The sequence below is a fragment of the Nostoc sp. CHAB 5836 genome (assembly GCF_020829445.1).
In the GTDB taxonomy this organism is placed as follows: domain Bacteria; phylum Cyanobacteriota; class Cyanobacteriia; order Cyanobacteriales; family Nostocaceae; genus Nostoc.
Genome location: NZ_JAIVFV010000182.1, coordinates 1 through 13156, shown reverse-complemented (window position 1 = coordinate 13156; position 13156 = coordinate 1). Strand labels below are relative to the sequence as shown.

10 protein-coding genes are annotated in these 13156 nt (G+C 42.3%); 7 read left to right on the top strand and 3 right to left on the bottom strand.

What is annotated here, in order from left to right; all coding sequences use genetic code 11:
- Positions 1-287 precede the first annotated feature (287 nt).
- Both LC605_RS26390 and LC605_RS26385 read left to right on the top strand, forming a co-directional pair.
- Positions 288-737 (top strand): hypothetical protein, encoded by a 450-nt coding sequence (locus tag LC605_RS26390; protein ID WP_229550458.1) that lies wholly within the window; start codon positions 288-290, stop codon positions 735-737.
- Between the two features lie 328 nt (positions 738-1065).
- The gene (locus LC605_RS26385; RefSeq protein WP_118171445.1) at positions 1066-1329 is read left to right on the top strand and encodes a DUF3146 family protein; all 264 of its coding nucleotides are present in this window, start codon (positions 1066-1068) and stop codon (positions 1327-1329) included.
- A gap of 342 nt (positions 1330-1671) precedes the next feature.
- On the opposite strand, the gene LC605_RS26380 is transcribed toward LC605_RS26385, so the two are convergent.
- From LC605_RS26380 to ntcA, 3 genes are all read right to left on the bottom strand, one after another.
- Positions 1672-2121 carry a resolvase gene (locus tag LC605_RS26380; RefSeq protein ID WP_229550457.1) on the bottom strand — a complete coding sequence of 150 codons (450 nt, stop codon included), beginning with the start codon at positions 2119-2121 and terminating at the stop codon, positions 1672-1674.
- A gap of 417 nt (positions 2122-2538) precedes the next feature.
- On the bottom strand, positions 2539-4029 hold the full coding sequence (locus LC605_RS26375; RefSeq protein WP_229550456.1) for a DUF3084 domain-containing protein: 1491 nt from the start codon (positions 4027-4029) through the stop codon (positions 2539-2541).
- A 167-nt stretch (positions 4030-4196) separates the two neighbouring features.
- On the bottom strand, positions 4197-4868 hold the full coding sequence (ntcA, locus tag LC605_RS26370) for a global nitrogen regulator NtcA (RefSeq protein ID WP_010998529.1): 672 nt from the start codon (positions 4866-4868) through the stop codon (positions 4197-4199).
- A 378-nt stretch (positions 4869-5246) separates the two neighbouring features.
- On the opposite strand from ntcA, the gene fabI reads away from it, so the two are divergent.
- The 5 genes from fabI (at position 5247) to LC605_RS26345 (ending at position 12702) form a co-directional block, all read left to right on the top strand.
- Positions 5247-6023, top strand: coding sequence for an enoyl-ACP reductase FabI (fabI, locus tag LC605_RS26365; protein ID WP_229550455.1), 777 nt, complete (start codon positions 5247-5249; stop codon positions 6021-6023).
- 95 nt (positions 6024-6118) lie between these two features.
- Positions 6119-6754 carry an imidazoleglycerol-phosphate dehydratase HisB gene (gene hisB / locus LC605_RS26360; protein WP_229550454.1) on the top strand — a complete coding sequence of 212 codons (636 nt, stop codon included), beginning with the start codon at positions 6119-6121 and terminating at the stop codon, positions 6752-6754.
- 213 nt (positions 6755-6967) lie between these two features.
- The gene (locus LC605_RS26355) at positions 6968-7951 is read left to right on the top strand and encodes an ABC transporter ATP-binding protein (RefSeq protein ID WP_229550453.1); all 984 of its coding nucleotides are present in this window, start codon (positions 6968-6970) and stop codon (positions 7949-7951) included.
- Between the two features lie 618 nt (positions 7952-8569).
- Positions 8570-10024: an SLBB domain-containing protein gene (locus tag LC605_RS26350; protein WP_229550452.1), complete on the top strand. Its 1455-nt coding sequence runs from the start codon at positions 8570-8572 to the stop codon at positions 10022-10024.
- 1280 nt (positions 10025-11304) lie between these two features.
- Positions 11305-12702, top strand: coding sequence for a right-handed parallel beta-helix repeat-containing protein (locus LC605_RS26345; protein WP_229550451.1), 1398 nt, complete (start codon positions 11305-11307; stop codon positions 12700-12702).
- Positions 12703-13156: the final 454 nt, after the last annotated feature.

Genomic DNA, 13156 nt, shown 5'->3' with positions numbered 1-13156 from the left:
CAGCAAGCGAATGTCATCTGTCCCCTTTACTATAGCGGTTCTCGTTTGGATACGATACACTTTGACCTCTCTCCAAACCTCTCTCCTAAAAGGAGAGAGGCTTTGAATCTTACTCCCCTTCCCTTGTAGGGAAGGGGCTGGGGGTTAGGTCTGTATTGCACTCAACTAAGAAGCGCTATAGATGTGGTTTATGTAAATTTCCTAAGAAATTATGTATCAACTAGCTACTAGCACTATATTGCAAAGTTGATAAAGCTGATGTAATTAACCAAAAATTTATTAAAAGTATGAAACCATTAGCATTAACTAGTTCCTTGTTAGCTATTGTTGGATCGGTAGTCAGTTTAACACTGCCTGCAACAGCAATCAACGCAGCATTCTTTGCCAAGACAACACAGAATCTTTCATTACCTATTACTGGAGGTCAGGAACTCAGGCTAGCAGAAATTCTTCTTCCTCGCGGTAAGTGGATAGTTAATTATTCAGCGACAGCTGTAAACTATGGAGCTAACAACGTTGTGCGATGCTATGTCCGCGCCAGAGAAACAGGTGAGATTCTTTCTATACACGCAACCGTCGTTGGCGGAGTACAACTGGGTGCATCTGCGGCAACTACAATCAGTGGTGTTACACTCGTTAATTTAAATGAGCCAACCAGAATGGTTCTTACCTGTACTCAGGATCAGAATGGTGTGACAGCTTACATTGATGCTGGTGCTGAGATAGTCGCTTACTAAGCAAACCCTTAGAGAAGGTTTGTAAAGTCTAATTTATTAATACCCCTGGCACAGGTGCGGCTACAGGAGACTTTATCCACCTCCGTGGGTTAACAAGCCCTTGATTTTGTGTGTAGTAGCGGATTCTATTCGCCCAATACTTTTAATTAAAACCTTATTGTGTTATGGCGACGACTTCAGAATACTGGAGTCGTTTTGCTCATAAACACAACCTTGTAAACTATAAATACCCACTTTGTGAGTTTGTCTAATTAAGATATGTTTGGTAAATAAAATAAGTAGCTCGCCGATATGAGCGGCTATTATTCTACACTTGACATAAAGCATTGTGAGTGCAAAACGTCTGCCAGAAACCATTGCCCATGTCAGAATTACCCGCCAATCCTGGCAACACGGCTTCCTTGAAGGCGAAGTGAATGCGGGTGAGTTTGAGTGGCATTTCCAGTGGCATTTTCGCCGAGGAGAACTTGCTGTCAAGCCTTCCCAAGGCCGGGCCTTAATCAAAGAACCCCTTGGTCGATTCTTGGAGCAACAAGATTACCAACTAGAGCCTGGAGGAGACTATGCTTTTACCATTCGGGCGGAACTATAAGAGTTAGGAGTTAGGAGTTAGGAGTTTGGAGTTAGGAGTTTGGAGTTAGGAGTTTGGAGTTTGGAGTTAGGAGTTTGGAGTTAGGAGTTTGGAGTTTGGAGTTTGGAGTTTGGAGTTTGGAGTTTGGAGTTTGGAGTTTGGAGTTGTGAAGATATTAATTCCAGTTCTTGCGTTGATTTTATGGTAATGCATTAAAATCGCAGTTTGATAGAGAGTTTCAAAAAGTTAAGATCCAGTTACAGCAAGGAACACAGACTATGACTAGATTTTATTTATTATTCGATTTAAAAAAATGAACTGAAAAGTCAGAATTCCTAACTGGTCACTCCTAACTGGTCACTCCTAACTGGTCACTTCTGATTCAGTAAGGCGATTTAAGTATCTTTCGATTAAAAGGATGGCAACAATGTCATCTATCGGTCTTGGTGGCTGTCGCAGACCCTGTGGCAATAGCTTTATTAGTCCTTCGGGCGGGTACATTTGCCAATAGCGATCGCGTGCTTCTAAGGTTGTGTAACGCTCATCTACTAAAATAATACTCAGAGGTTCTGTCAATTTCTGATATAATTCCTGTCTCCACAGCTTGGCTGTAGTTTGGTCTCCCATTACCATCAAAGAGATCGGAAACTTTTGACGCAGTGTCTCAATGGTAGCGATCGCCTCTTTTGCTAGGGCGACCTGATGATAATATAGTTGCCGATCCAGTCCCATCACCGCTAAACCACACTTATCTCGACCTGGATCAAACCCTAAGATGACTGGTTGCGTTGGTGAAAATTCCCGGAAAGTCATAATAAATTCAAAATTAAGAATTAAAAATTAAGAAATGCAATTACAGTAAGCATTTTGGCTGGTGTTCAATATGTTTTAGGACTTACGTAACTGGCCAGGGCTATTTCATTCTCATCTAGCCCGCCTCAGAATGAATTCTGAGTCTAATCGCGAAAGTAGTCTCAAGACTACTGAGAAAAGGTTATAGTCCGTTAAAACGGACTTTACCTATGAGCCAGGAACTTCAGTTCCGGGTGGTTTATGTCTAGAATGAAATAGCCCTGCGTAACTGGCATATTATTTTTAGTTTGTAGTGAGGACTTTAGTCCTCTTTCATCAGGGCTGAAGCCCTTACTACAAACTAAAAGCTTTTATTTTTTGTGACACTTGCGTAAGTCCTATGTTTAAATCTTAGTAAAACAATGCGCAAATAATTTTTTAAGTACTAAAAATTATTTTTCCGTTGACTATTGCCACTAATTTTACTCTCAATGGCCCAGCTGTATAAGTGTCCTCTGCTGCGATCGCTTTGATCTCCAAGGGTTGATTATACTGTCTTAGTTGGCTGACAAAGCGCAGAAAAGTCCCGTCTACTTGCACATCTTCGACAATTCCGGCGTTACGGGCACGAAATTGGGAAGCAGAAATCAGTATTTCCAGGCGTTGCTGTAACTGATAGGATGTCATGGTTTTGGAATGAGCAGTGGTAGTGGCCAGCACCGCACCTCCCGAAAAAACCAGTTGATTCCGCGCTGTATCGGCAAAAAATTCTATCTGCTTTTCTCCCCTGACGTAATTACCAGCCGAGAAAATTCGCATCACGTATTCTTGACCATCGCCAATCTGCTTGCTCAATTGCTCAACCCTATCCTGGGTCACGCGCAGTAGGTCTACATTCGCCGGATTTCCACCAGGCTCACTTAATTCAAGGTTGGCGTTGCGATTGGCTTCTTGTAAAAGTTGTACCACTACCTGCCGAGCAGCAGCAGCTTGGGTAACACGAACTACACCAGCAGACAGAACTTGACCACGAACTAAGGCCAGCTTACCCAAACGCAGGTCGCGGTAGGATTGATAATATTTTTCCAGTCTTGCAACTTCCAGTTCTAGTTGCTGCTGTTGTTCTTCCAATTCTTTGAGGCGCGATTCCCGTTTAGCAATCACTTCCTCTCGTGCTGTAATTTCTAGATTACGCTTTTGAATCAGTTGATCCAGTTGGGAAATCTTTTGATCGCGCACTTCTATGGCTTCTTGGCGGTTAGCCAGTTCGCGATCCCGTTTTTCAATTGCTGTTTTTGCTTGATCAATGGCTTTTTTCGCTTCCGCATACAGTCGTTGACGTTCTGTCTTCAGTAGTTCAACAGCCGCCTGTAGCGCCTTTCTCTGGTTGTAAACACTTTGCAATTCAGCTATGGCTTTTTGGTACTGAGTTACAACCTGATCTAGCTGACCTTGAGTGCGTTGGAGTTGAGTTTGAGTTTGGGCTTGTTGATTAATGGTGCGGTTCAACTGAGCTTGTGTTTGGCGTTGTTTGGCATTGGCCGCCTGCAAGGATTGATTGATTACCTGCAAGTCTTGTTGTGCCTTTGCTTGGGCAATTCTTGCTTGGTTTAGCTCGCTCTCTACCTGACTTTTCTGAGCTTCTGCGGTTTTTAGCTGCTCCCGCTTCTGTCTGAGGTCTGTTTGAATATCCTCTAACTCAAACACTCCCTTTCGCAAGCCTTCGTCAGCAGCGAATAAAATTCCTAATGTTGATGCTGAAATTAAACCACCCGTAAAAATAGTTACCAGTACTGCGGTGTTTTTTGGACGAAGATTAAAAAGTGAGAGGCGGGCTTTGCCAACTCGTGTGCCGATGCGATCGCCCACGGTTGCAATTACGCCTCCCAGAATTAAAATTGCTGCGATGAGGATGTATCCGGTGGTCATCTTTAGCTACCGAAATCCTTCCAGATACAGCCTACTACTTCTGAGCATTGTCTGTGGAAAAGTGGAAATTGGCAATAGCTGAAATTACTCAATTTTAGATTTACCTCTAGCTATTAGTGTGATTTTTCAAAACACAACACGCGCCGACTCCCTTTCTCCAATTGCTTTTAAGTGAACTGCCTACTTAAGGTAACAGGTTTATGGACAGTAATCTTCTTTTTGTGGATGGAAATCATCTTTTTTTCACGCAAATCTCCTAGTAGCCTAGTAACGGTAACACGAGTTGAACCAATTGCTTCTGCGATCGCTTGATGAGATAACTTCAAATCAATAGTGATGCCATCTGCACAAGGAACCCCAAAATCCCGACAAAGAATTAACAAAAAACTCACCAACCTAGAACCCATATCTCGGTGAGCAAGAGTTTCAATCATCATCTCCGTCTGTAAAATTCGCGAAGACAGACCTCGCAGCATTAACATTGATAATTCTGGATTTTCCTTGAGTGCTTGCTCCACCTGTTCAATTGGTGCCGACAGTAATTCCACAGGAGTAAATGCAACCGCATGGTAAAATCGATCCGACTTATTTCCTGTCAGCAATGACAATACACCAAAAACACTATTTTCCCGCAGCAACGCTACCGTTATTTCCTCTCCTGCCTCGTACACCCTGGAAAGTTTAACAGCACCTTTTAAAAGAAAATAAACTCGTTCGGCAGGATCGCCAGGAAAAAAGATCGTTTTATTGCGTTCAAACGTTTCCACAACTGGCGGAAACGCCCCGGTCGCCATCTGACGAAAAACATTTGCTAGGGCTTTATCTTGTGTCACGATCATCTCCCTTCCCCTACCCAATGCCGGAAAAACAAAAACTGATTACCTAAGAATACACCCGAAAAATGAATAAAGCACCGTCAACCTTTCTGTACCTTCCTATACTCCAACTAATCTTTTCATAACTCTTTGTTTATAATGATACATAATTGTTGATCCTTTCAGCTACTAATTGTTGATAAGTACTTCTAATAGCTGTATTTAAAAGGTTTTTTGAAGAACAAATAAAGATATCTTGAGAATATCTTTAGGAAAAATCAAGATTTTTGTCACAGCAAACACTCTTACCAATATTCATTTTTGTAAATCCTGTATAAAACAAAGATCAACTAGCCTCAGATTCTAGTATGCTCCTAATGATCGATCGCATTAACAATTTATATGCTAAATCTGACTGGAAAAAATGCCCTTGTTACAGGTATTGCCAATAACCGCTCGATCGCCTGGGGCATCGCCCAACAGCTGCATAAAGCTGGAGCAAACCTCGGTATTACCTACCTACCTGATGAACGCGGCAAGATGGAGAAAAAAGTTGCGGAATTAGTAGAACCCCTCAACCCCAGCTTATTTGTTCCCTGTAATGTCCAAGATGAAGACCAAATTAAATCTACCTTTGAAGCAATCCGCCATCAGTGGGGAAAGCTAGATATCCTCATCCATTGTCTGGCTTTTGCCAGCAAAGACGATTTGAGTGGAGATTTTAGCCAAACTTCCCGTTCTGGTTTCAAGACCGCCTTAGAAATCAGTACCTACTCATTAGTGCAGTTAAGTGGTGCAGCAAAACCTTTGATGACAGAGGGAGGTAGTATAGTCACCCTGACATATTTAGGTGGTGTCAGAGCAATCCCTAATTACAATGTCATGGGAGTTGCCAAAGCGGGGTTAGAAATGAGTGTCCGTTACCTAGCTGCTGAACTAGGGCCACAAAATATTCGCGTCAATGCCATCTCCGCAGGCCCCATCCGTACTTTGGCATCTTCAGCAGTGGGTGGAATTTTGGATATGATTCATCATGTAGAAGAAGTAGCTCCCCTAAGACGCACCGTCACTCAGCTAGAAGTAGGCAACGCTGCGGCTTTCTTGTGTAGCGATTTGTCCAGTGGCATTACCGGACAAATTCTGTATGTAGATGCAGGATATGAAATTATGGGAATGTGACGCGATAAAGTTAGGAGTTAGGAGTGAGGAGTTAAGAGTTATAAATTTTTAACTCATAACTCCTCACTCCTAACTTTTAACTTTTTCCACTCCCCATGCAAACAACCAAACTGAATTCAAACTACGACCAGTCAACTAAAACCCCTCGTATTGCCACTGTTCACCGCACCACTGGTGAAACTGAGGTGCAAGTTACCATCAACCTGGATGGTAGAGGAACTTGCAAAGCAGCAACCGGCATTCCGTTTTTGGATCATATGTTGCATCAAATTGCCTCCCACGGGCTAATTGATATAGATGTCCAAGCCAAAGGAGACTGGGAAATTGATGACCATCACACCAACGAAGATGTAGGCATTACCTTGGGACAAGCTTTGAACCAAGCACTAGGCGACAGAAAAGGCATTGTCCGCTTTGGTAATTTTCTTGCACCACTAGATGAAGCCTTAGTTCAGGTAGCGCTAGACTTTTCTGGACGTCCTCACCTCAGCTACGGTTTGCAAATTCCTACTCAGAGGGTAGGAACCTATGACACCCAACTTGTGCGAGAATTTTTTGTGGCTTTGGTGAACCATAGCCAAATGACACTGCACATCCGGCAATTAGATGGCATTAATTCTCATCACATTATTGAGGCGACATTTAAGGCCTTTGCAAGAGCAACGCGGCTGGCCGTAGAAATCGACCCCCGTCGTGCTGGCGTGATTCCCAGTTCCAAGGGCGTTTTATGAAAAAAGTCAAATTGGGCATTGGGGCAGAGAGGAAAAACTTACTGCAACTTCCCCATCCCCCTCATCCCCCTCATCTCCCTCATCCCCCTCATCCCCCTCATCTCCCCCAATCCCCAGTTTCCAGTAATTGACACCCCAGTTGTTGATGGTTATTATCAGCCTACAGGGTAAATTGTAATTAATATCAAGCTGGTGAATAGCGATTCAAGGGAGATGGAATCTGTTGCAGATGACCCTAATTCTCAACTTAATACGACAGACACTCCGCCCGTAGTCCTAACTTCTGAGTTGCGAAAAGTCTATCGTACTGGTTTTTGGCTAAATCAAAAAATCGTATCTCTGAAAAACTGTTCTTTAACAGTTTACAAAGGAGAAACCTTTGGGTTGCTAGGGCCAAACGGTGCTGGTAAAACCACCCTTTTAAAATTGTTGCTGGGAATTATTCATCCCACCTCTGGAGGGGGATTATTATTGGGTAAGCCAATAGGCGATCGCAGTGTTAAGCAACATATCGGCTATCTGCCAGAAAATCCCTACTTATACGACTATCTCACTGGCTGGGAGTTTTTGCAGCTAGCGGCTGGGTTATTCCAAATTCCCCAAAGTGTCCAACGCCAACGCATTCCCCAACTGCTGGAATTGGTGGGTTTATCCCAAGCCGATGCCCGCAAAAAGCTCCTGCGTCGCTACTCTAAAGGAATGTTACAGCGTGTTGGTATGGCACAGGCCCTAATTAACGAGCCAGATTTAGTTTTTCTAGATGAACCCATGTCTGGGCTTGATCCGGTGGGACGCTACCAAATGCGGGAAATTATTCTGGCACTCAAAGCCGCCGGCAAGACTATTTTTTTTAATAGCCATGTTCTTAGTGAAGTAGAACAGATTTGCGATCGCATTGCCATTCTCGCTCAAGGTGAACTAATTTGCTCTGGTTCCCTCAATGAACTTTTAGGCGGAAAAAACACATATCACGTCAAAGGTCAAGGTGGTGACTGGGAAATTCTCAAAAAATGGATACCCACCCTCGTATTTGAGCCTGATGGTTCCTGGCACGGTACACTACAGGATGATTACTATGATTTTCTTGCCAGTCTTCGTCTCATGGATGGTAGAATTCTTGCTATAAATTTGTCCCGTCACTCCCTAGAAGAATTTTTTATTCAACAAATCCAAAGAAAAAATAACTCCCTGAATTAGTGTTCTTGGTTATTGCCAAATAGGAAATTTCAGGTTATTTTGAGGAAAAAACCCAAAATTTCTGCCTTTTTGAGTTTATCTCTCTCAAGCAAAGTTACGAAAAATCAAATTTACATCTCTTTTTTAACGTAGTTGTATTTATTTAATGAACTTACTCATAGTTTTTGTAGTCATAGCAAATTTCAAATCACAGTTTAAATGTCATAAAATTGACTCTGCCAAAAAAATATTATTCGCAAGTACTTAATTGGATAAAATACAATTTATTGTATCAAACCTGTTTAGTTACCTAATACCAATTCTGTATGAAGATGCATATAATAAAACCCCCTGTAGTCCCCCCAAAACTTCGGGGGACGGCGTAGGGGGGGGAAATATATGCAGCTTCACAAAGAAACGATATAAGTCCTATAATTTTTGATAATTGCTCTATATCAAGTAGCGTCAACTTTAAATTAACTTCACTAAAAATTCAAATTCAATCAACCAATTTCCTCCGGGAAATCACAATTTTCTAGGAAAATAAGAGTGTTGGGGAACTTGAATATTTAGGTATAGTCAAAATAAAAATGTTTAGACAGTATTTTATTGATCGTAGTTTCACAGTCTCAGGTAAATATGCTTAACACAAGTTTCTTTAAATTCCTAATTCAGCCATTTGTGGGTGTGGCTTTGTTAACTGCTGTCAATGCCACTGTGTCATCTGCCACTTTAGCTCAGGGACAACCACTACCACCAACTACACAAACACAAATAGATACTAATTATTCATTAGGAGGCGGTGATCTCATCCGTGTAAATGTATTTGAAGTACCTGAATATACAGGTGAATACCAAATTCCCCCAGGTGGAGCAATCAACCTACCTTTAATTGGCAGTGTGTCAGTCCTGGGACTAACAACTGAACAGGCCGCTGACGAAATTGCTAGAAGATATTCTCGCTTCCTCAAACGCCCCTTAATCTCAGTCAATTTATTATCGCCTCGTCCCATCAATATTTTCGTTGCCGGAGAGGTGACACGTCCAGGAGCTTACACTCTGAGTTTGAGCGGAGGTGCAGGGAACAATCCAGGCGTACAATACCCCACTGTATTAGCCGCATTGACCACAGCACAGGGTGTAACCCTGGCTGCGGATGTAACTCAAGTTCAATTACGGCGTAAAATAGGACGTTCTTCAGAGCAAGCCGTCACCGTCAATTTGAAGGAACTCATCCAAACAGGTCGTTTATCACAGGATATTACCTTGCGGGATGGAGACACCATAGTTGTACCAACTGCAACCAACTTCAACGTGGCAGAATCCCGCAATATATTTGCAGCCAACTTTGCCGCCAGCCAAACTACACCCCGCACAGTAACAATTATTGGTGAAGTTAACCGCCCCGGTTCGTATCTTGTCACTCCCGGCAACACAGATGCTCAAGGGGGCGGAAACGCTAACAGTGGCACTGCCACTCCCAATGGTTTACCAAATGTGACCCGAGTCATTCAACTAGCTGGCGGAATTACAGCACAGGCTGATGTTCGTAATCTCAAGCTACGCCGGCCTACAAGAACTGGTTCAGAACAAGCTATAGATGTCAATCTTTGGCAACTATTGCAAAGTGGTGATGCCAATCAAGACATCATCGTCCAAGATGGAGATACGATTGTTATTCCCACGGCAACTGAAATTAACCCCGCAGAAGCTACTCAATTAGCTACTACTACTTTGTCTCCTGCACGCATTCAAGTTGGCGTGGTAGGCGAAGTTAAGAGACCAGGATTAACAGACATTCAGCCCAATAGCTCTTTAAATCAAGCTATACTCGCTGCTGGCGGATTTAATGATGCCAGAGCTAGTAGCGATGCTGTTGATTTGATTCGCCTCAATCCTAATGGTTCTGTCACTAAACGTATAGTAAAAGTGGATTTCTCTGCTGGGATTAATGAGCAAACTAATCCTATACTCCGCAATAATGACGTTGTGGTAGTCAACCGATCAGGTATAGCTAAGACTGGAGATACCACAAACACTATAACTGGCCCTCTAGGTGTTATTTTCAATATTCTGAGGTTGTTCGGAATCTAATTTACAGCAGTTTTCATGTATTTGAACCACATCTGTCGTAGGGGCACAGCATTGCTCATCGGTGTCAACTTAACGTGAAACCCTTGCAATGGAGTTATACCCAGTCTACTCAATTACTAATTATGCTCTCGCAACTCCACCCTGCTTTTGTGTAGTGAGAAAATCTCTCCTCCCCGTGAACCTACCGTGTATACACAAGTCGCCAGACCTCTCCTCAAACCCCTCTCCGACGCACAGAGGGGCTTTGAAGATTGACTCCCCAACCCTTGAAGGGTTGGGCAGGGTGGTTTCATACGAAGAAAGAAAAATACATAAGTCTTGATTTCTCGTGGAAGTGGCATGGCTTTTTACCCCGCTTCCATTCCTCTCCCCGTTTCGGGGAGACGCTTTGAAACCCAGTTGTTGTTTTTCTCTGCTTGTATGAAACCACCCTGCCTTCCCTCCAAGGGTTGGGGGTGGGGGGTAGTTCAGAATCTAGCCCCTACAGGAAAGCTAGGCGTAGCGTCTTGCACAGAAGGCATCGCTTCCGACAAAATTGTGTTTTTATCCGCCATTATATAAAAAATATTAAGTAAGATTACTCATTGACAAATTGTAGATTATAAATAAATTACCGAAAATTCTGAATTTGTATTAATAGGCTTTTACAAACTTTGTTGTAAGTACTCATAATATAGTTCGGATCAGCACTCTTCACTTTCCTCGTGATCTGGCGTGCATCTTAAGGGCCAAAGGGTAAAGGATGTATTAAAAACATGAGTCCCTTTCCCCTTTTTCCTTGAAACTAACCTTATTCTAAGCACTCATATTTATCCTGATAATGAGAATCTTTTAGAAGAGAGAGGCGATAAATGTGGCTCTATGCCTTATTTCTTTTGATTCCATGATTCTTATTATCATAAGAATAATTTAATTAAATCAACTTATTCATGAGAGATATACTATCTTAACCACAGATACCGCATATACACAGTACAATAATTTCGGATTGGAAATAACGCCACTTTGTACGGCTGCTTGCTGTCTATTAATGGAGTAAACCTGGATGCTGATAATTTTGAGCGAGTAATATTACCAGATAGCTGCCATTTTTTAGAGATCAAGATTTCAATACATTTGGCCCATATTTACGTAAAAATCCGGGGGTGTGAAGCTAACCAATTGTGTATAAATCAATAAATGGCAGTCACACCAGCATGACCAATACTGAGTTACTTACTAAGGCTAGAGTTACTCACAGTTGACGATTCAGTTTTTGCAACGTACCCTATTTTTTCCCTATGATCATTAATGGTTTAGGTTTTCTCAGTTTGAGCGCATCTCTTGTACTTCCCTGGGCATTAACAGGTCTGGTTCAAGGACAGAGAATAACAGAGTCTTTAGTTAAAGATGTTCGTCAGTCATTTACTGCAAAGGATTTGCCAGTACCTAGCCGCAAGCTGATCAGCGCGGTTCCAACTGGAACAACATACTATGTTAGTCCTAACGGAAACGATAGAAATAGAGGACTCACTCCCTCATCCGCCTTTAGGAGACTTCAAAGAGCGGCAGACCTTACCCGGCCTGGCGACACTGTACTCATTATGAACGGCACATACACGAATGCAAACAAAAATGGATCGGTAGTAGAGATTAAACGCTCTGGAAGAGCAAATGCATGGATTACCTATAAAGCATATCCTGGACATAACCCGAAACTTCGGCTCAATGGATGGCAGGGGATTTCTATTACGGGTGGAGCGTCATATATTGAAATAAAAGGTCTGGAGATTATAGGAAACAATGGCAATATCAACTTAAATTATGCCCGGAGCCAGAGGTATAACAGATTAAACCCGCTGACCAATGGAAACTGCATCTACGTAAGGGGAAGCAACAATGCTGTCACCCATAACATAAATATTATCGGCAACAAAGTACATAGTTGCGGAGGCGCAGGCATTGGCATCGAACAATCCGACTATATAAAAGTGGATAATAACGAGGTGTACAATAATGCCTGGTACACAGTCTACGGTTCGAGTGGCATTTCCCTGCTCCAGGGTCGAAGTATTGACAACCGTAGCGATAAATACAAGATGTTTATAACAAACAACAGGGTTTACAACAATCGTATGTACATTCCCTGGTATGTAAGCGGAAAGATCGAAGATGGTCAAGGCATTATTGTTGATAAGTTCAGAAATAACCAACGTCCCTATCAAGGACGTACTTTAATTGCCAACAACATCTCATACAAAAATGGTGCTTCGGGCATTCATGTATACGCAAGTGACAATATAGATATTGTCAACAACACTGTTTATATGAATAAACAGACACCGGAAGTAGCTCGATACGGGGAAATCACAATTAATAACACTGCAAATATCAACGCTCTCAATAATATCCTTTATTCTGAGCGTGGCAAACCAGTAAACCAAAATTTCGATAGTCGAAGAGGCATCAATTTTGACTACAACCATACCGCTAATAGTAGCAATATAAGCATTTTCGGACGTAATGATACTAGTGGAGATCCACTTTTTGTAAATCCCTCAGCTGGTGACTTTACACTGAAAAGGAATAGTCCGGCAATCAATAGTGGTACGAGGTACAATAAGTTGTCAACCGATATTGAAGGCAACCCTCGTGTGAAGGGGCGAGCAACCGATAAAGGGGCACATGAAAACATGTAGTATAGCAACGGCCATTACGGTTAGGACGTAAAGTATAAAGAGAATTGCGTTGTTCCCATGTTGAAAAATGGAATTTGTAAACAAGTCCAGCAATTTGATTCTCTTCTAGAAACCGTGGAATATGTTCTACCGTTTAGCGTTTTAACTCATCTGGCTATTGCTATAGTTCAGAGGTTGTTTGAAAAGTTGTAACCTATACTCAAAACTCCGTTTCTATTCCTCTCCAGCGATAGAGGCTTTTAAACCCCCTTCTCTTGTAGCGAAGGGGGGCTGGAGGGGGTAAATTTCCGAGGATTAGATGTTACCAAAAACACTTTTCAAACATCCTCTAAGCTCGACTTTATCCATTTTTTGCCAACGCTCAACTTGACGCTGAAACCTCTGTGCTACGGTAGTTCTACTTTTTCGATTTCACCGATAATCAGTGACATGGAAAAAGTTTTTGCCAAAAAGC

Excerpts from the sequence above, each read along its gene's own strand:
- LC605_RS26390 (WP_229550458.1), top strand. The coding sequence starts at position 288 with ATGAAACCATTAGCATTAACTAGTTCCTTGTTAGCTATTGTTGGATCG.
- LC605_RS26380 (WP_229550457.1), bottom strand. The coding sequence starts at position 2,121 with ATGACTTTCCGGGAATTTTCACCAACGCAACCAGTCATCTTAGGGTTT.
- LC605_RS26375 (WP_229550456.1), bottom strand. The coding sequence starts at position 4,029 with ATGACCACCGGATACATCCTCATCGCAGCAATTTTAATTCTGGGAGGC.
- ntcA (WP_010998529.1), bottom strand. The coding sequence starts at position 4,868 with ATGATCGTGACACAAGATAAAGCCCTAGCAAATGTTTTTCGTCAGATG.
- fabI (WP_229550455.1), top strand. The coding sequence starts at position 5,247 with ATGCTAAATCTGACTGGAAAAAATGCCCTTGTTACAGGTATTGCCAAT.
- hisB (WP_229550454.1), top strand. The coding sequence starts at position 6,119 with ATGCAAACAACCAAACTGAATTCAAACTACGACCAGTCAACTAAAACC.
- LC605_RS26355 (WP_229550453.1), top strand. The coding sequence starts at position 6,968 with ATGGAATCTGTTGCAGATGACCCTAATTCTCAACTTAATACGACAGAC.
- LC605_RS26350 (WP_229550452.1), top strand. The coding sequence starts at position 8,570 with ATGCTTAACACAAGTTTCTTTAAATTCCTAATTCAGCCATTTGTGGGT.
- LC605_RS26345 (WP_229550451.1), top strand. The coding sequence starts at position 11,305 with ATGATCATTAATGGTTTAGGTTTTCTCAGTTTGAGCGCATCTCTTGTA.